Genomic DNA, 20,589 nt, shown 5'->3' with positions numbered 1-20,589 from the left:
CGTCACACCATTACAATGGACGAATCCCCCGCTCCCGATGCACTCGCGCCGATGCACTCGCGCCAATGCACTCGCCCAATGCACTCGCCCCGTGCACTCGCGCCGATGCCCCCGCCCCTAGAAGGTCGCTCATGGTTTCCTTTCGGTTCCAATATCGATTGCTTGGTATGAGAACGACGTGTGCCCTAACACTGGCAGCGCTGTTTCTTTGTTCGACAACCACTGTGGCGCGACCTGCTGAGGGCAACCAACCGGTGTGGCAAGCCACCCGCTCCAGCAAGCAATGGGACTATCACCTATCAACCTCCAAACAACAAACGCTCGACCTGACCCTGAAATTGGCTTCCCAGGGTAAACCACTACAGTTCCTTTTGACGCGTCGACATCAAGACGTCGGCACGCCGGTCAACCTGCTCAAGGTAACCATCGTTCGTGACGCCGATGGGAGAATCCTTTCCACCACCGCTGCCACATGGAGCGATGGAAAATGGAGCAAGAGTGCCAGCACACGGCTGACCTATTGGCCTGAGCAACGCAATCAGATTGCGATCACCCGCGCTGGAGAGGATGGCATCGCCCCTCGCTCTTGGCGTGACCAAAGGCTCCCGTGCCGTATTGCTTTCGAAGCGAATTCGTTGCGTTTCTACCTGCAAGGCAAAATCATTGGGCAAACGTCCGTCGACAACCAAGCTGGCGACATCGCAGTGCAGTTGCTCGCCGACGCGGGCGATACGATCGCCACCATTGCCACGCATCCACTTGTTGATACAGAGAGTTGGCGGTACCACACCGTTGATCTCTCCGCCGCTGTGAACACGGCGGTCCAGTCACCGATCACTCCCGACGCACGCGGAACGATTCCCTACGAATTGGCCAACCAAGGGTATTCGCTGCTCGATCTGAAGCACGCCGACTGGATCGATGGCAAACGAAATCCTAGCAGCTACTACGAGCGTTACGACTCGGGCCAGTATTTCTTGGGCGATGAGCGAATGCCGATGATCCAGATCCCGGTGGCCGACTACACCGCCGCTTACGTGCTAGCTTCGGCTGACGCCAATCCCAACACCTCCAACACTCTGACGCTGCGTGCGGGCCGATACAACAGCGGCTACCGTGGCCAGGCCGTCCGCTACGATTTTCCCGCCCCGATCCCGCGTGACGGACACGACGACACTCCGATGCGAAGCGTTCGCGTGGACATGTCGAAAGCGTTCGCACAAGACATTCTCGATGTCGTGATGGATGTTGAGATCACCAAGGAGATTCGGTTGGCGCGTCGCACCCCCGACGCAAACCGATTCCGTTGGCGTCCCCAGGGACCGCCGAGCGGCGTACGCATCGCGGCGATTACCTTCGAACGCAGTCCGCTGCAGATGCGAGTCACCAGCAAGCAGAACGGCCACCTGTTTGTGGAATCCCAAACGCCCACGTTCGATGTCGCGCTAACAAACATCTCTCCCGATGCCCAACCCTTCACGCTGAACGCCACCGGCACCTACGTCAACGGCGAAACCATCAACGTTCGTCGTTCCGGTTCGGTCGACGCCGGCCAAAGCAAACACGTCGCGGTAGCGGTCCCGGCAACCATTCGCGGCTACTACGACATCGTCATCGAGTTGCTTGACGCGTCAGGCAATCGTTTACTCGAGCGTCAATCCAGCTTCGCCGTACTGCCCGATGTGAAACGCCCCTACCACAATGAATCCCCGGTTGGTGTTTGGGATTTCTGTGGCGGTCACCTCACCGCCGACGACCCTGATTTCACCGGACCCGTGTATCAGAAACTGGGGATTCGTTACGGCATGTTCCATTACCCTCACGAAAAACGCCAACAATACGGCGTCGTCAAAGGCAATGAATACTCGGTCCGTAGCAGTGGCAAAGTCGAAGAACTGATTCCCAAGTACGAAACGCTGCGCGGCCAGCACCCGGACCTGCTCAAGAATTTGTTGATCTTTCACGAAGACTCGATCTCGGCCGGCCACGTTACCCGTGTGCCAGACCTATTCACCGATCGTGAACCCTACAAATTGAATGAGGAAGAACGCAAACGCTGGGATGCAATGTATGAATTGGCTGTGGAGTCGGCAAAGCGGATGCGGGCGCATGATCCAACGGTGACGATCAACATCGGCAACGGCCCGATCCCACTGCGCGAAGAATTCCTGCGTCGTGGGTTCCCTCGAGAACTATTCGACAACGCAGGCAACGAAGCGGGCGTATTCGGCCGGGCTCCGGAAGTCCAACCACCGGACATCGTCGCCAACAACGCTAGCGTTTGGATGGATCGCCAATTGCTCGACCACTATGGCTATCCCGAAAAAGGAATTGCGCAGTGTTATGAGATCGATTATCCCTCGACGAACCCGGGAAACCTTAGTCTGGAAACGCAAGCGGCATACTTCGCACGCCATCTTCTTCACGGCATGAGTTGGGGGATGCCTCAATTGCGGGTCGGCTCGATCACCGACATGGCCAACAGCTACTACTTCAGTAACTGGGGCGCCAGTGGAATCATGCACAAGTGGCCCGAGGTGAACCCCAAGCCGGCCGCTGTTGCACTGGGGACACTCACCTGGATGCTCGACGGCGCCACCTTTGATCACAAACTCGACATGGGTAGCGACAGCCTGTATGCCCTCGCTTTTGATCGCAAGGATGGCAAACGCGTGATCGCCCTCTGGACCATTCACGGTCAACGCCCCGTCACGTTCACCTTCAATCACACCGCCAACGTCGCCTACATCAATGGGCAAGCGGTGGAAACCTCGCTTCCTCTGACTGACAACAAAGCCACCATCACCGTCACTGGCGAGCCGGCCTACCTGCGGATCGATCGTGACGTCACTATCCGCAGCGTCGAGCCCGGCACGCCGGTTTACGCGTCCACTCCTCGCGGAACGACTGCGGTTGTTTCGCCAATGAATGCTCTGGATAGCTGGACGGTGAGCGATCAACGCAGCCCCGAATTGGAAGCTTATAACCCGATGGAACCTCGCCGTAAGGGGGATTTTAAGTTTCAACATCTGCCGACGTTTGAAGGGCGAGACAATGTGATCAAGGTCACTCCCCAATCAATCGAGGGAGGCAAGGCGACGATGCCGATGTATGCGGAGCTGATCGCGAACAAACCAATCCCACTTCAAGGGCAACCGTCGGAGCTCGGCATCTGGGTCAATGGCAACTCCGGTTGGGGGCGTATTATCTTCCGCTTCGAGGACGCCAAAGGTCAGCGTTGGAGCTCGATTGGGGCGCCCGGTAAAAGCGGCAACCGTTGGTTGGCGGACTGGCTACCGCCGGAGATGCTCGATTCGTATAACCCCGACCAGCACGCTGACTGGAACACCAACGACCTCTTTGGCCTCAGCCGGATCAACTTTGATGGCTGGCGATATCTCGGCATTCCACTGCCCGGGCAATACCCCGGCGGGATTTATCCTTGGCCCGCGAACAGCCAATGGCGTTTTGACGGAGATGGCATCGTCAGCTACCCCATCCAATTGACAGGTGTGGTCGTTCAACTCCCTGAAAAAACATTGCTCGTTCAAGATTTTCAGCCCGCTCGGCGAGCTTCGATCTACCTTTCGGAGATCATCGTCAGCCAAGATGAATCCAGCCGAGTGAAAAAGAGTATCGCGGAGTACGATCCAGCTGCACAAGTCAACGGAATGTGAACCTCGCCCAATGCCATCGGCTGGCCCCTCCGCTACGCCAAAACGGAAGATGCTCTAGAAATCACGAAACGGGCCGCGTGGCTCCGCGGATTCCATTTCCTTGATCCAGTCTGCGTAGCGTGCTTTCAGCATGGCGAGTATTTCAGGATGCGATTTGGAGTGATCCTTTTTCTCAGCGATGTCGGATTCCAGATCGAAGAGACCTCCCGCGTCGCCCATCTTGACCCACTTCCATTTGCCAACGCGTGCTCCGATCAGATCTCGACGCTTCCAAAACATTTCGGTTCTTGGTGACGACGCTTCGCCCCGCAGCGTAGGCCACCAATCGTAGCCGTCCAAGACGACGCCCGTTGGCAGCGGCGTGTCGGCCGCCGCGGCGAGACTCGGCAACAGTTCTAGGCTTGAGAGAAATTGATCACTGACGTGGCCCGCTTTCACACCGCCGTCAGGCCAACGTACGATGCAGGGCACGCGAATACCGCCCTCCCATGTTTGCCCCTTGCGTCCTCGCAAGGGGGCGTTGTCGGCTCCACCGCTGCCACCGTTATCCGAAAAGAAGATGACGATCGTGTTGTCAAGAATCTGCTTGCGTTCCAATGTATCGATGAACTTGCCGATCGATGCGTCCATGCACGTCACCGCGGCGCGGTAGTCCCGACGTCGCGATTCCGCGGTGGCCACGGTAGCCGGTGTCCCGTACCGATACTTGTTTGTGACTCTTGTTTCCGCTTTCACAGGCGGGTACATCTGCTTGAACTTCTCAGGTGCCTGGACTGACGAGCGAATTTCCGGCTCGAGGGCCGATGAGTTGTGCGGTGCATTGAACGGCACGTATAAAAAGAACGGATCCTGCGAGGCATGTTCGCCCAGAAACCGCAGTGCCTCACGCTCGAACAAATAGGTACAGTACGTTCCCTTGTCCGCTTCGCTGGGCGACAGATTGCGAACCATCGACGGCACCCCGTATCGCTCGTGCGTGAAGTAGTCGATTCCCGTATTGGTAAAACCATAGAAGTCATCGAAGCCACGTGACGTGGGCATGTATCGCTTCAACGTTCCGAGATCCCACTTCCCAAAGATCCCGTTCTTGTAGCCCGCCGACCTCAGCACTTCCGGAATAATCACTTCACGTTCGTCCATTCCGCCGACACGCTCAAACGAGACGGCATATTCTTCGGCGGAATAGCGGTGACCGTAATCCGGAGCCTCGTTGCGGATCATGTCGTAAACCCCGTTCCGCTGCGGATACCGTCCCGTCAACAAACTCGCTCGGGACGGCGTGCAGGCCGGCCACGCGACATAAAAGTTGGTGAGCCGTGTTCCCTCCTTGGCCAAGCGGTCGAGATTCGGAGTCAAGATGCCGTTGCCGAGTTCACCAAGGTCGTTGTAACCCTGGTCATCCGAGACGATCAGCAAAACATTTGGGCGTTCGGCCGATTGCAGCACCGTGGGGACCGTCACTAAAACGCCAACGATCCATAAAATTGCCCTTCGCATGATCTCGATTCCCTAACCGCGTGTGCCCTTAATCCAAATTTAAAACGCTGAGCATAGAGGGGGCTGCAGTCGTCATCAAGTTGTGGATCATCGCATCACCCCATCGCAAAACAACGATCGGCACCCCCCGTTCAATCACCGCCAACCGCTCTCCGAACCGTTTATAACGCAATCTTGGTGACCGATACGAAGGGGCAATCCCCCGACCATCGGGACGGGCTCCACGGGAAGGGCTCCACGAGACGGGCCCCACGGGACGGGCCCAACGGGAAGGACGCCAAGAGACGGGCCTTTCGCAGGGGCCCCCATCTCGAAAGGGCTTCTGCGTTGACCAACATTCTTTGCGTCGGCTTTCGCCGCAGTCGTGACGGCGTTTCGTAGTGCAGGATGCGTATCGTTTTGCCAGCAACGCGGTTGTTGACTGCCTGGCATCCGTCCGAACGAATCGTTTGACTGGAAAATTTTCAGGAGATATAACACAAACACCACCCCCCCCATCCGGATTGTAGAGGTCGTTTGCCATGAACCGCTCTCGTTACCTGTGGATGTTAGTCCTAGCCGCGCTCGTCTGGCCAAGTGACGTTCGGGCTCAACCGCAAGCGGTGCAAGTCGATACAGCGCAGTTCGATGACACGGCGCCGGGCACCCGGATCGTCTCCGAGACTTACCGTCTAGGATTTATGGCTCACGCCCAACCTGGACTCGGGCTCGTGGTGGATTCGGTCACTCCCAATGGACCGGCAACACGGATCACGCGTACCGACGGTTCCAACCGACGAGGCATTTTGGAGGTCGGAGATGTGATCACCGCCGTCGATGGTGTCCCGTTGAATTCGATGGATGACTACTATCGAGCAATGGATCGATCCAAACCGAATCAAGGGCGTGTGATGCTCACCATCATGGATGTCAATTCGGGCCGACGGATTCATTGGAGCGCCCAAGGGGACCTCGTTCACATCGCCAATCGGCCCAATCTGGACGACGCGATGGTGTATCGCCTGCAATTCCGCGGCATGGAGGTTCCCGGTGGAATTCGCATTGATCAAATCACGCCCAATGGCCCGCTGACAAAACTAACCAACCGCGATGGTGCAATCACATGGGCGGAAGTGGGTGACGTGCTGACTTCGCTCAATGGCGTTCCCGTTCAAAGCTTCCCCCAATTCTTCCAACTGATGGAGCAGGCCCGAGCGACAGGAGGCTTCGTCAACCTGACGCTGCGTGACATCAACACCGGTCGACTCGTTCCCCTTCGCGCCCAAGCCGTGTTGGTCAATTCGGGTGTTCCCCTCACGAACGGGGACCGAAAGATTCATGTTTTGATTTGCGGCTTGACTGAAGATCAAAGTATCGGCGAGGCGATTTCACGAAGCGTCGACGCATTGTCCACCCAGATTCAGACCGCCATTGCACCCGAGTTTGTTGGCAGCTTCCGAGAGATCACTGGACCGGAGTGTAATGCAACCGCGATCATTCGTGCGGTCAACTCCATCCAAACCTCGCCCAACGACACGCTCTTTTGTTACTACTTGGGACACGGCGCCTATGATCCCGCGCGAGCCGGGTTCAATGATCCATCGCAAGGTCATTTCTTTCAAATCCCCAGCGGAGATCTGATGCGCCACGAACTATGGGATCGGTTGCGTCGCAAAGGAACACGGCTGACCACGTTGATCACCGACACATGCAATGTCCAATCCATCGCTCGGCCACGTAGCGTGTTGGAACAGCGGATGACTCAGACGCGGATCAACGACTTTACGCCGCTAGAAAGACTTCTGTTGTTCAATCGTGGCGAAATCGACATCAGCGCGAGTTCCCGTGATGAGTTCAGCTGGTTCACGTCAAGTCTTGGAGGTTGGTTCACCTATAACTTGTGTCAACGAATCAACAAGGATTCCGATTGGGATGCGTTTCTGAATACGGTTTCGCAAAATTCGAATGCGTACTTCCAGCAGCGGAAAATGGCGATCCTGGCCAATCCAGGGAATACTGCAAGCAGCGTGTTGAACAGCTTGCGTGGCCAACAAAACATGCGACCTCAAGCGTTCCGTTTCGCCGTGAACGCTGACCCCTATCGTGGCAATCCGCCCACCGGACCACGCACGCTATCGGATTCGTTGACGGTGGAAACGGGCGTGAATTGAGCGAAACGCTTGATCGAAACGAGTTAGCCGAGCGAGAGACAACGGCGAGGAACAGCGTCCTTTGGCCGGGGACGCGTGCTGCCCGCACAAGCTTGTTTCATCCTTGAAACGCATCGAACGCCGCAACGTGTGAGGGCAGCGGATCACGCTGGTTGAGACGCCACCAACCATGCATGAACCGGCGGTTGTATCAAACCAACATGAGCGTCGTACGACGTCGCATCTCTAGCGTTGGTAGATCGGCAGGTAGTGATAGCGGACGCTCAAGCTGAGCACCGCCAACGCGGTCGCGTAAACCTGTCCATAGCTGTTCTCTTCCCTCTGGGGTTTCCAGAAACCGTCCTGATGTTGAGTGTCGAGCAACAACTTTGGGACCAAACCGGCGGCCGTCTCCGCGTGCTTGCCACCGACTTGGTGCATCCCTTGGGCGTAGTAGTAGATCCCGTAAAAGAAATAGCGTTCGTTGACTTGCGGTGGGTTCTGCATCAACCACTCCGCCGCCCCCGCAACCATCGGAGAATCGTACAAACCACAAACCTGCATCGCCAGCAAGCCGGCCGAGGTCATCGTGAATGTCGCTTGGTGGGTGCCCGGAGTGTAGCTAAAACCACTGACTTCGCCTGTGCCACGTCGCGATCGGCGTGGTGAGGTGTAGGAGGCTTCTAAGTACTTCACCGCCTGGTCGATTGCTTCGCCCGGGACATCGACTCCATCGTTTTTTGCCGAACGCAACGCCATCAATTGCCAAACCGATGCGCTAAGATCCGAGTCCGTACTGCGCGGCTCGTAACGCCATCCTCCTTGATGCGTTTGCGGCTTGCTCACTTTCTGTGCGGCCAAAATCAGCTTGAGTGCGGGCACTAAAGCTTTGTGGATGCGAGTGTTTTGGTCGATCGATGCTCCCATGCCGAGCACTTCGGTGAGCATCAGGGTGATGATTCCATGGCCGTACATTCGGGAGCCATCGGATTTGCCGAAGTAACCTGTGTCGTCTTGATGCTTAGGCGTCAACACAAAGTCGATCGCACGCTGCATCACTTGCCCCCATTCAGACTCGTCGCCCGGTTGCGTTCCAATCGATGCCATGGCCATGATCGCAAGCGACGTCATGGTGACGTGATGATTGCGATCGGCGAGAGCCCCTGTATCTCGTTGCGTGTCGGCAAGGTATTGAACCCCCTTTTTGACGGCGCGATCGATGTCGTCAGGTATGTAGAGGGTGCTAAGCGGTTCGTCGGCAATGCAGTTCCGCTCGCCCAGACGATGGCTGATGATGGGCAGGCATGCAGCTGCGATCGCGTTTTGAAGCAGCCTGCGACGGTTGAGTGAGAATGATGTCATCGGTCGTTAGGGAGTTCGTTTCCGCTGCGATCACAGCCACTGTAATCGCACGCGTTGGATTATTGAGAGGACAGAGGTAACGAATGGAACAAAGGGGGTGTGTCGCGGAGGCGATGCGGGCGGAATCTCTCGTTTATCGTTTATCGCTCGGGCGTCGATGCCTTTTCTGCAGCTCGGCGGGCGACAGCTTGAAAATAGGCTTCGATTTGCTGTTGGTACTCGGGGGCCCCTAAACTGGTTTCCGGTTCGTTGGCGTCGTCGGTACGTCGTTGACGAAGTTGTCCCCATGACGAACCGGTTCGGTCTTGGTTCTTCGTATCGATCGACTCGCTATCGGCGATTCCGTTGGACGACGCAACGCTCTCGCTATTGGGGGATGAACTGGGCATCGATTCACTTGGATTTGGTTTGTGGCCTTGCTGAGCCGCGTTGACTTGGCTTTGTCGCTGCTTGGCCATGTTTTGTGCTTGTTGCTGCATTGCTGCCTTCACGGTGGGCGACATCTCGCCCGCCGATGGAGATTGGCCTGGACCGGATTTCGAATCGCTGGCCGCTTGGGCCGACTCCGACGAGACGCCCTGCTCGGATGCTTGACCCTCCGCGGATTGTTCTTCTCCGGATTGACTTGGTCCGGCGTTCTTGCTTGACTCCGCGTTTTCCGCCATCCCTTGATCGAGTTCGTCAAGTGTTTGCGCCAATTGCCGCGCTCGGGCTTCTGGCGAATTGGCCGCCGGTGCCGCTGACGCAGGCGAAGAGGGTTGCCCCGATGGCGTTGCCGAAGGCGAATCAGTGATGGGTTCGCTATCGGGCGATGCGAGGGGCGAGGTTTGGTTGATCACACCTGAAATCCGCTCTGCCTCTGCTTGGATCCGCGCGGACGCTTCGGCCACCTTTTGGTTGGCTACGGCGGATTTTGCCTTTTCAGTGCTGGCGGCCTCTACGACTTGGTGCGCCTCGGCAGCGCTCGCCACCGCATTTTTATCTACCGAATCGGCCGCTTGCTTTAACGCTTGAGCGGCGGCATGTTTACCAAGGCGTTCTTCGTGGCGTGCGGCGCGTTCCAATTGCTCAGCGGCACTTTCGGTTTGCTTGGTGATCTCAGCTTGGGTTCGCTCGGCGCTCTGGGTTGCCTCGGTCGAGGCGTTCAATGCCTCCATCGTTGCGGATTGCTCCGCCATGCCCTTGAGTTGTTGTTCGATGTGATTCAGTTGTTCCTTGGCTTGTGCAGTCATTCGTTCGGCCGCTTGCGCGGCCGGGTTGGCTTGATCAAGGGACTCACTCTTCTCGCGGTTGATCTCATTCTTGTTAGCCTCGGCTTGTTGTTTCCGCTGCTTTGCAACCGCTTCGGATTGGGCGGCCGCGTCCACTGCCGATTTTGCCATCGCGATCCGTTCCTCGGCTCGGGCGAGCTGTTGCTGTTGTCCGGCATTGTCTTTGTTCTTAGCGAGCTCCTTCTGGGCATTGCTTTGTAGTCTCTCTGCCTCACGTTTTTGTTGCATTGCCTCACGCCCCCTCGCTTTCGCCTCGTTCTCGGCTTTGTCCCATTGCCCGCGTAGTCGGCTGGCATCTTGGGCACGGCGATCCCGAGACTCTTTTTGTAGTTGGCTGGCTTGCCGTTGCAGATTCTGCAGTTGTTGCTTGTTGTCACTGAACACTTCGGCTGCCGCGGTTTTGGCTAGTTTTTCTGCCTGTTCGATTGCTTGTTTTGATGACTCAATCGCCTGGGACGCTTGCTTGCTGGATTGATGGAGGTCGGACATCAAGGGATCCCCATACGATGGCTCACGGGCCGTTCGAGCTGCGGTCTCCAGATCCTTTTGTAATTGTGCGACTTCCTTTCGCAGTTGCGGTTGTTTGCCCAAGTTTGCAGCTCGCTCGCTCGGGTTCAAAAGGGAATTACGCACCGAATCAATTTTGTCAGCGATCGCGGACATCTCCTGCTGCATCAGCTTCTTTTGCTCTTGGATCTTGGGGTCGGAACGTTCCAAGCTTTTGTTGATTTGACGTTCCGACTGGGCCGCTTGCTGGAGAGTGGCGGCGGCGGATTGGGCGGCATTGGTCGCGATCTCTGAAAGTTCTTGCTGCATCAGTGCGTTTCGCTTGAGCTCCCGCTCGAGCTGGCGCATCAGTTCCTGGGGCGATTGGTTTGCGGCGTTCGCTAATGATTCGGCTTGCTCGAACTGTCGCTGTAACTCCTCTGCGATTTGGAGCTCTCGTTCTGCGGCACGCAATTGTTCCCGTGATGCGGTCACATCCGCGCGTTCGTCCGCACGCTCGAAATGTTCCGCCGTCTGCTGAAGGGCATCCTTTAAGTCCGCGAGCGCTTGGGCTGTCTGATCGAGCCGTTCGCTGCGAGCGGCTTCGGCAGCCGCGCTCGCGGCGGTGTCCATTTGTTGTTGAGCTCGTTTTAACGCATCCGCTATCTGTGCCGACGCCGCATCTGCGTCGCGAGCGAGTGCACGTTCCTGTGCGTTGGTAAGGTCGACGTTATTGGCACGATCGGCCAATGCCTGGAGGGTGTCGGATGCCGCTTGTTCAGCGTCTTGTTGCTGTTCGGCTAACGTTTCGGTGGTCTCCGGCGATGCATTCTCTCGTTGTTTGATTCGCTGTTCCGCCGCAGCAGCTTTCTCCGCCGCTTGGTGTGCTTGTTCCGTGATCGTTGGCACGTAGCGGAGGATGACGTTGCGTGCTTCCTCGACAAGGGGAGTCAGAGGTTCAATCGCCGCGTCGAGTTCCACCAGCGCCGAACGTAGCCATACGGAGGTGGATACGATCGCTTTTTCGTCCCAGCGACGTTGACGGATTCGCTCGCTGGCTTGACGAATGGAATCGCTGGTGGCACAGCGACCGAGGTCATTGGCGATGGAGGAAGGGACCCCGGCGGCCCTCAGACGTTTGGTTGCGGTGTCCAGCCCGGATACAAAGCGTTCGATCCACAACGGAGATTCAATTCTCGCTTCGGCATAGAACTCAAGCCGGTTTTCTGCCAATCGCAGCGACTCGAGTTCGGTTCGCAGAAGCGGCACCTCATGAGCAGCATGAATCAGCGCGAATGCGGCCGCCAGTTTCTCGTGGACCTCGCCGATCGGTTCCTCTTTGTAGTCAACGTAACCATCGGAAGTGACGTTCTCGACCGCGCGGCGAAACAACGTTATATCTGCGGCATACCGGAGGTCTACGATCGGCCGCGTGCGATGCAGAGCTTCCTCTTGACCGAGACGCGAGAGTACGTCAGCCACCGTGAATTCGTACGCGGATTGTTTCTCTTTCCATTGGCGTGTCGTCGCAATCGCTTGATTGGCATCGTCAATCGATTCAAGCTCTTGACTTAGCTTGTTCGCGGTGCGTCCATCCTGGTTCGCGCTGCGGAGTTGCTCCTCAGCCGCTTGCCGCCGATCGTCCAGTTCTCGGAGCAGTCGATTCAGTTGACCGCCGAGACGCTGGTCCACGATGTTGCTTTGCACTCGGCTTCGCAACTCGTCAGCGTATTGTCGCATCAACGCCCGCAAGTTGTCCTTGCCCGGCGGATCTTCGATCGTATTGCCCAAGCGAATTTGCCACAGGCTGGAGAAATCATCCCAGTTGCCGAGGTGCTTGCGATGAGCTTCGGGCATTAGTGTTTGATGACGATCGATCAACGCGTCAATCGTCTTCATGCGGGCGATGGCGACGTTGACATAACGCTTGTACAGTTCAATCGCAACCGACGAGCCTTCCTCGGCGATTGGGTTCACACTTCGTAGCAGGGCTACCGCGTCGGTCAACACACCCACATTGCTATGATGAGCGAGTAATGAGCGAGCAAACTCATCGACCCGTGAACATTGGGTGTCGGCGTTGCCGAGTTGTTTATCGATTTGGCTCAACTGCTCACGACGCGCCCGATTGGCTGTGTCATCGGGCGCGTCATCGGGCGTGGGGGAGGCTTCGGTGAAGCTCGCAACCGCACCGTCGATCTTGGATTGCAAATCAATGACGCAGAGTCCGACGCGTTCAAGGCATGTCGCTTCAACGGGATTTTGGCTCTGGGGAAGCCCGGCTTTGATTCGTTCAAGCAATTGATCTTTTTCTTCGCCCAATGTGACGGCGCTATCACGCAGTGACTCCCGCGTTGCTTTTGGGAGATCATTGGACTCCGTTTCGGAGGCAAACTTACGCAATCCAGCGATCAACGTTTGTGCATCGGAGAGCCAACCCACCGTGTCGCCAACGATGTCATGCAGCACATCCAAATGGTCTTGCCTTGATTGCGAAAAACCCTCATCGACGATCAACACCTCGACGACACGTGATTCGCCACGTTGGCCTTTGCGATCGAGTGCGACGACACGCAATTGCAGGATGTCGTTTTGCACCAACGCCTGGGCTTGGCTGGGGGCGTCATTGCGCTGCATCAAATCCCAGTTCCAGAGCGGCGAAAGGGTTTTGGCAGCGGATTGGATGTCGATTTCAAACTTCGATGGCTCCGATCCATTGATGACAAATTCCAAAAATACCTGCTCGATCGGCAGGTCGTCTTCAATGGATGCACTCAGCGCGAGCACGTCCAGCGGCGACGCGAGACTTGTTGCTTTCACTTCCTCGCCCCAACGAACCACCGGCGGGCCATCGAGAATCGGCGTGATCGAATACTGGGGGCTAAACGGGTTGTCGAGTTGGGATTCGATACTTATCGCATCGATTTGGTAATTGCCGGGGGTTTGAATCGGCAACGCGACCGTGAACGTCATCTCATCCGCAGCGAGTGGTTGCAAGTCGAGCGAAACCCCTTTGTTACCATAACGCAACACTGGGGAATGCACCGGTTGGTCGAATCGCACCGTCAAATGAGCCATCGTCCCAGCAATCGCTGTCAAATCGCCATGATCGGCGGTCTCGGTAATATCTTCCAGGGCTGCATACTCAGGGAACTCATAGCGTTTCTCAAACGAGGCGACGCGTGGTCGCGGCAGCGGTGTAAGCGTATGCCAAAGCGTCACGGCGTCGCCGCTAAGAACACGGTACTGAACCGGTTTGTTTTTGATCGACAAGTTGGCGGCAAAGACGTTCGGACGTGAACCGGAGTCGGTAACTTGAGTCGAGTCGTCCGAGTCCGCCACGAATCGCGCCGTCCGGGCTAACATCGGAGTTTCGAACGATTCGTTCTCGACGACCCACTGTAATAGGACCTCGTCGGAATAAGCTCCACTCGTGTCGGATTGTGAAGATCGCAGTTGCTCGGGGCCGGGCACCGTGACGGCAACGACGACGGCGACCGCGTCTCCTTCGGCGACATACTGCGTTGGCGGCGCGGGCTCGACAATGGTCAATTGAACCTTGGAGGCGCGTTCAATAGAAGCTATCGGTAACATCGCGCGGGCCAAACGCCGGCCAAACTGAAACGAAGGAATCAGCATCAAGAGAACACAAACGACGATCACCACCACCCCCGACACCAACCACTTCCGAATCATCGTGATCGGCAATAATCCACGGATGTCGATTTTTTGGAGTCGACGTCCCACCGAGTTTTGCAACCGGCTTTGAAGTTCAGGGGATCCGTTGGCAAATTCGGGATTGGCAAGCTCGACCGCCGAGAGCAAGTCGTCACGCACCGTCGGTGCGTTGGTTTCAAATTGGCGAGCCAACTCCTGTGGGTCATCGTGATGCAAATGGCGTAAGCCAAAGAACCACAACACCGTGGCGGTAACTAGGTAAGCGGCGAGCGTCAGCGTCATGCGGACCGCATCGGGAAGCAACCATAGGTAGTCCGCGATTGCTACGGCAATTAGGGCAGCGATAAATGCGACGACCGTAATCGCGATACAACGCAGCACGATCAACCAACGACGTCGCCGCGCGAACGCTTGCAAGGTCGCCGCGGTCGTAGGGTCAAGTTCTAGATGATTTGTGCAAGAGCGGTTCGCCGTCGACATCGTTTACACCAATCCAGCTCGTTTGCGTAACAACCACTCTGCAGTCAACAACGCGATGACCAACCAAAACCAATAGAAAGACTGCCAGATCAAAACATCGGACTCAATCACCGAGCCACTCGAAAGCGGTTTCAAGTTCTCAAGCAACTCCTCGGCCGATGATTCATGGTAATACCTGCCCTTGCCTGCCTGGGCGATCTGAACCAAGGCGTTCTTGTCCAATCCGACGCGTCGAAGTTCGGCGTGATCGGGCGTGCCTACCCAAATTGGCGTGGTCGCTTGAAGGGCACTCGCATCGAAACCGCTTGCTCGAATGTGGATTTCAAATTCGCCCTGCTCCAACGGCGGAGTTTGTCCCTGGTAAGTACCGCGTGCGGGGTTTTCTAGCGACAAGGGGACCGTCGCTACGACCCGTTCCTCGGCCACCAATAACGCATCGACGGTGGCGTCGCCCAGCGGTTTTCCGCTTGGGCCCTGTAACCGCACACGGATCAGCGAGCGGTCACCGACTTCGTACTCCACACGATCGGTGCCGAGTGCGACAAACGAATCGCTCGCCGAATAGGGCGGTTGCATCACGGCGCTGAGTACTTGGTTCCAAAACCGAGCGTGCAGCTCATCGGCCAACTTATAACGCCATCGCCACGTTTGGTCCGAAGCAAAATAGAAGACGCGACCTGCACCGTACAATCGGGTGACCAACCATGGCGACGCGTCGTCGCCACGTTGGCGGACCTGGGCCCAAACTTCAGCGCCGGCTTGGGCCTCGACCTTGTTGACGTAAATCGGCTCGGGTAAACGGTTCCACTGATCAACGACTTCACCGATGTCCGTTCCTGCGGAGGGGCGTAGCAACATCATTGGATGTTCCAACCCCACCCCGCGAGGCTCCAATTTGCCACCGTCGATTACGCCTGTATCGTTTGGATACGTAACGGGAACGAGATCCGACAATTGAGTTTGCACGAGGGGACGCAATCGGTCGTAGCGTCCATCGACAACGACTAACCCACCCCCACGACTGACAAATTGTCGTAGCAACATCACATCAGTTGAATTGATTTGTTCCGCCGGCACCTCGCCCAAAATAATGGCGTCGTATTTCGCTATCGCTTCCCCCGTGGCAGGGAATTGACCCGCTTGGTCGCCCCGTTGTACGGTCGCGGTGTCGGTGCCCGGTCCATACAACACCAGGTCGACTTGCCAGGCCGGGTCACGATCAAACAAATTATGCAAGTAGCGTGTTTCCCAACGACTCGAGCCATCAAGAATCAATAACCGGCGATCCCGTGTCGAGGCGGCAACGCGGAACGACATCGAATTGTTTTGAGTCATGATGTTTTGGTTTGTCGCCAAATCATTGCGGGGATGGTCCGATTCGGGGGCCCCATCGATCACCGCACGCAAATCCAATACCACCGCGCTACGACTGACACCTCGAATGGACTCGTTTTGCAACGCCTTGACCAAGGGTTCGACATCAAAGTCAAAAGGCACTTCGGTGTCTCCCTCGACGTCGGGAGCGATTCGCTGCTGCCAAACCGTTTCCCCGCGATGTTCAATCCGCAATCCCAGCGGTCGACCGCTCATCCCAAATTGCTTGACGATCAACTTTCCGGTTAGCTTTCCGTCCGCAGCCACCGTGTCGGGGCGGAGCACTTGAGAGATACCAATGTCGCTAGGTTCGTCTTCGGATCCGATCCCCAATGTCACCACCTGCATCGCCGTTGATCCAACCCGCCGGGCAGCGTCGACCGGCGAAGGCCCCAAGTTGTGCCGTCCCTCGGTCATGATCACCAAGGCCGAACGGGTTTGCGTCTGCGAATTTTCAGCCGCATTTGCGGTTTCGGACTCGTCACTCGAATCGTGATCCGATTCTGCGTTAGCACTCGGCTTAGCGTCTCCACTGAGCACCTCCGAATTCACTTCGGTAGCCATCGATGTGATCGCCGAAGCCAAGTTGCTACGGTTGCCATCGGCAATTAAATGCAATGAAGCCGTTAGAGACTCTTCGTCGCCACTGGACCACAACCGGACCGGCGTTCCCGAGCTGTAGGCGATCACGTCGATCTCATGGGTTTCGCTGAGTTGTGGGACCCAGCCGGGATTTTCAGGTGTTCCCTCCAAAAGTCGCGTTGCCCGGCGAAGTCGCGATTCGGAGGGCTCAAAGTTGGTGCTGTCGGTGACCGACATGCTCGCCGAAGCGTCAATCGCGAACGTCACTTTGCCCAGCGTGCCAATGACTTGACGCCGATGCCAAACCGGACCGGCTAAAATGAAAATGACCAATGCGACCGCGGCGCCGCGAAGGGCCGGTAACAGATACGAATAGGGAGTGGCGAGCGTGCGGGTTTCACGAACGTAATACCACATCACCGCGAACGCCGCCGCTAGCGCGATCGCCAAAACGACGCCAGCGGGCATCTCACCGGCAAACCGAATCGTTGGAAACAAGTCCATTAGACAACTCCCCCGCGATTCTTCTGAACGAGTTGCTGCTGTACCACCATTTCCAAGACCATCGCGATCAACAGTGCGTACAGGAACCAACGCCAAATCTCGCGTCCAAACCGACGTGTTTGCTCGGCGTCTTGGATCGAAGCGACATCCCGATGGAGCGTGGCTCCGATCATCTCTGCGACGGCCGTCAAGCGGTCACCCTCGGTCGCTCGTAATTGAGACTCTTCCGCGGGAACTTCAGCAACTCGAATCGTCGAGGTCACCACTTGCACGTCATCTGGCAAGGTACGCAGTTGGCGGAATCGATACAGACCGGCATGATTGGTTTGCGTCCACAGCAGGGGCGCGGTGCCATCGCGTTGCCAATCCCCAGGCAATTCGATCCTGACTTCACTTGAATGTGGTGTCTGGGCGGTAAAGAAGGGAGCCTCGACATCGAGCTCGGCGTCACCGCTTGATTCTGAGTCACGGGCGGACTTAGCTTGACCGGTCGGAATCACGACGTTCGCGTCCTTGGCATCCTGGGGTGTGGATTCGTGGCGCGGGTTGCTGCGAAACTCGTCGAGTGAAATCAGCATCGGTTCGCCGGTGCTCACGGTGGTCGCTTTGCCGCTGCCGATCAAATCGAGCGTCAGTTGCTGCATCATCGGTAAGTAAACGCGACGCAATGGCAGCGATGTCCAAGAATCGTCGCAAGGGATGGCAAATTGGACGATTCGCCCACGACCACGTTGGGCGGAAACGACGACAGGATCGCCATTGGCCATGACCAACAAAACAACGGACTCCGCATCCGCTCGAGGCTCCGACTCCGGTTCGGATTCTTGCTGCGAATTGGGTTCGTTTCGCGGCGTGATCGGGACAAGCTTTCGATAGGCATGCACGTCCACTCCTGAGAGAGGGCGTTGCTCGGCGGGAGCAAGTCGCGACCATGGTGTGTACTGAGAGTTCAAATCGCCCAAACGCATCGCGGAGTCACGGTCGCCCGACGGGACGCCAACGATCTCCTCAAGTTTCGCCGGCAGCGGCATCGTCGTGCTTCCGTACTTCCATGACTTGGCATAGGTCGCATCGTCAAGATTTTGACCGTCAAACAGAATCAAGGAACCTCCTGCGTAAACGAATTCGGCGATCTTCGTTTGCTGGTCTTCGCTCAGCGATGCAACGTTCGCTAACACGATGATGTTCGGCGGGGCGTGAGTGATCCGTTTCAGCAATTCCGCAGGGGAGATGACGGACGCACGCACGGCATCGACCTCCTCTTGGTGTGCAAAGGCGAAAGGACTCAACGCGATCGCCAAATAATCGGTTTCCCCTTCGAGCGGCTTGGCGCCCGGTTGACCATCGACCAAGACGACGTCGATTTCGCGAATCACTTCCACCGCCATGCTTCTTTGGTTGTCCTCGATCAATGCATCGGGATGGTCTACCGAGACGGAGATTTCGTGGATCCCGGATTTAGAAAGGGCCGCGGTGTGATGGACCAATGACGTCGATCGGGCTGGAATTGAAACCAGCTCTGGTTCCACAGCGACGCCGTTGAACGCCCAGCTTACGCGAGCCTTATCGACGGGGGTGTCACTTGCGTTTCGAACCCGTGCGGCAAATCGAGTTTGCCGATCCGGCACGACCGCGGGCGAGAGCGTTTCAATGGAATCAACGGATACGTTTTCGAGTGAACTCGCATCGCCACCGACGTCCCAAAATTGAACCAAGGGAGGTGCGTGGTCGCTCGGCGATGCGTGCGTGAGCGTCCTTAGGCCATCGATCGCCGCATCGTTGACATTGCAACTTTGAAAATCGGACACGATCATAACGCGTCGTTCGAGATGGGAACCGTGATCGGCCGCGGTGATCCCTGCGCGAATCACCTGGGCCAAATCGAATGGTCCCGTCGTTGCCGCCAAGTTTCGTAGTCGAGCGAGTGCGTCGGCGGTGCCCATGGTCCCGCGACCAGACACTGAGGGAGCCGTGCGGATTTCACTTGCTGGGATCCAAATGATCTCGTCGCGTCGTGTCAGCCCGGTTAAATAGTCAGCCAGTTCATGCTTGACGCGTTCGATACGCGACACTCCCGAGGCGTCTCGTGCCGCCATGCTCAACGAATCGTCAACGACGATCACCAGGGTTTGCGGTACGTCACCGGGCAGCGCACGGCATCCCGTTAGTAGCGGCAACGATAAACAAAACGCTAACAGGATCGGCAGCAGGCATCGGACCAATAGCAACAACAAGTGCATCCATTGAATCCGCCGGCGATTGATCCGCACGACGGGTTCGAGTAGGTGCATCGCGCCCCATTGGATCGTTTTGAACTTGCTTCGATAGAGCAGGTGGATCGCGAGCGGGATGGTGAACGCGAGTGCCCCCAAGGCGAGCAGTCCGTTTAACAACATCATGACAATTGTCTCCGCAGCGAGACATATTGGTGCAACGCGTCGTCGTAAAGCTGGTCGGTGCGAATCGAGACGAGGTCAATGCGATGGCGACGACAAGTGTCTCGGAGTCGTGTGTTGTGTTGTGCGAGTCGTTCGAGATACGCATTGCGAATGGAAACGGCATCGACCGTTTGATCCTCGGCCATCCCTTCGAGATCGCGAAACTGCACGCGCCCGGTGAACGGGAAATCAACTTCATCTGGATCTAGGATCTGAAAGAAAACGACTTCATGCTTTCGAGATCGAATTTGCGCCAAGGAACGATTCAGCGATTCGAGATCTCCCATCGCATCGGACAAGATCACGACCAATCCCCGTCGTCCTAACTTGGGAACCAACATGCGGAGCGCTCCTCCCAAGTCCGTTTCACGGCCTTGCGGTGGACCGCTGAGCGCGGCGAGGACCGAGCGAAGATGCGACGGACGCCCCCGTGTCGGCACGATCGATCGCGGTCGGTCATCGAACGTGATCACGCCAGCGGCGTCTTGTTGGGCGAGCATCAAGTAGGCCAGCGACGCCCCCAGACGCTGAGTGTACTGGTCCTTGCTCAAGCCGTTGGAACGTTCGCCGCAATACTGCATCGATCCGCTGCGGTCGACGAGTAGCGTGCAGCGTAGATTGGTTTCCTCTTCGTACTCACGGATGTACAGACGGTCACTCTTGCCAAACGCTTTCCAATCGATGTTCTTCAACTCATCGCCGGGGACGTATTGACGATGCTGTTTGAATTCGACGCTGAACCCTTTGTGGGGCGATCGGTGACGTCCCGAGCAGAAACCTTCGACGATTTGCCGCGCTAACAATTGCAGTGCGGCGACACGGGAAAGTTCACCTGGAGTGACGAGGTCGAGGATTCGCATGACTTTGGAACCGAGAGAGCTGGAAATCGGTACGCCTCCGTTCACAGGAGAGTTCGCGGGTAAACGGTCGCACGGCAAGTGCCCAAGCAATGCGACACCGCACTGGCGGGGTAAGGACAGGCGATGAGCAGCGTGCGTCTATTGTATCGTGAAGTTGTCGTGGCGATGCGCCCAGGATTTGACAGCTAAATAGCCTACCCGAATGGTGCTCCGGGCGTTATTTTCTTAGACTCGGTTCCAACTTGTTGGCC

The 20,589-nt window shown here is 56.9% G+C and carries 8 protein-coding genes; 2 read left to right on the top strand and 6 right to left on the bottom strand.

Annotation, left to right across the window (positions count from 1 at the left end; translation table 11 throughout):
- Positions 1-224: 224 nt before the first annotated feature.
- Positions 225-3,677, top strand: coding sequence for a hypothetical protein (locus tag Pla52o_RS07670; protein WP_146593991.1), 3,453 nt, complete (start codon positions 225-227; stop codon positions 3,675-3,677).
- Positions 3,678-3,731: 54 nt separating this feature from the next.
- Here Pla52o_RS07670 and Pla52o_RS07665 read toward each other — a convergent pair whose 3' ends face one another.
- Complete coding sequence (locus Pla52o_RS07665) at positions 3,732-5,174, bottom strand: sulfatase-like hydrolase/transferase (protein WP_146593990.1); 1,443 nt, start codon at positions 5,172-5,174, stop codon at positions 3,732-3,734.
- Between the two features lie 521 nt (positions 5,175-5,695).
- On the opposite strand from Pla52o_RS07665, the gene Pla52o_RS07660 reads away from it, so the two are divergent.
- Positions 5,696-7,324 (top strand): PDZ domain-containing protein, encoded by a 1,629-nt coding sequence (locus Pla52o_RS07660; protein ID WP_146593989.1) that lies wholly within the window; start codon positions 5,696-5,698, stop codon positions 7,322-7,324.
- A gap of 225 nt (positions 7,325-7,549) precedes the next feature.
- Here the strand turns inward: Pla52o_RS07660 and Pla52o_RS07655 are convergent, their stop codons facing one another.
- The 5 genes from Pla52o_RS07655 to Pla52o_RS07635 form a co-directional block, all read right to left on the bottom strand.
- Complete coding sequence (locus Pla52o_RS07655) at positions 7,550-8,665, bottom strand: prenyltransferase/squalene oxidase repeat-containing protein (protein WP_146593988.1); 1,116 nt, start codon at positions 8,663-8,665, stop codon at positions 7,550-7,552.
- A 140-nt stretch (positions 8,666-8,805) separates the two neighbouring features.
- Complete coding sequence (locus tag Pla52o_RS07650) at positions 8,806-14,580, bottom strand: hypothetical protein (RefSeq protein ID WP_146593987.1); 5,775 nt, start codon at positions 14,578-14,580, stop codon at positions 8,806-8,808.
- A gap of 3 nt (positions 14,581-14,583) precedes the next feature.
- Positions 14,584-17,040, bottom strand: a complete 2,457-nt coding sequence (locus Pla52o_RS07645; RefSeq protein ID WP_146593986.1) for a glutamine amidotransferase — start codon at positions 17,038-17,040, stop codon at positions 14,584-14,586.
- Positions 17,040-19,439, bottom strand: coding sequence for a BatA domain-containing protein (locus tag Pla52o_RS07640; protein WP_146593985.1), 2,400 nt, complete (start codon positions 19,437-19,439; stop codon positions 17,040-17,042). The genes Pla52o_RS07645 and Pla52o_RS07640 overlap by 1 nt, the downstream gene beginning before the upstream one ends.
- Positions 19,436-20,338: a DUF58 domain-containing protein gene (locus Pla52o_RS07635; RefSeq protein WP_146593984.1), complete on the bottom strand. Its 903-nt coding sequence runs from the start codon at positions 20,336-20,338 to the stop codon at positions 19,436-19,438. The genes Pla52o_RS07640 and Pla52o_RS07635 overlap by 4 nt, the downstream gene beginning before the upstream one ends.
- Positions 20,339-20,589: the final 251 nt, after the last annotated feature.

This window comes from Novipirellula galeiformis (genome assembly GCF_007860095.1).
Lineage (GTDB): Bacteria > Planctomycetota > Planctomycetia > Pirellulales > Pirellulaceae > Novipirellula > Novipirellula galeiformis.
The sequence above is the reverse complement of the archived record's forward strand: the minus strand, read 5'-3'. Positions and strand labels throughout refer to the sequence as shown.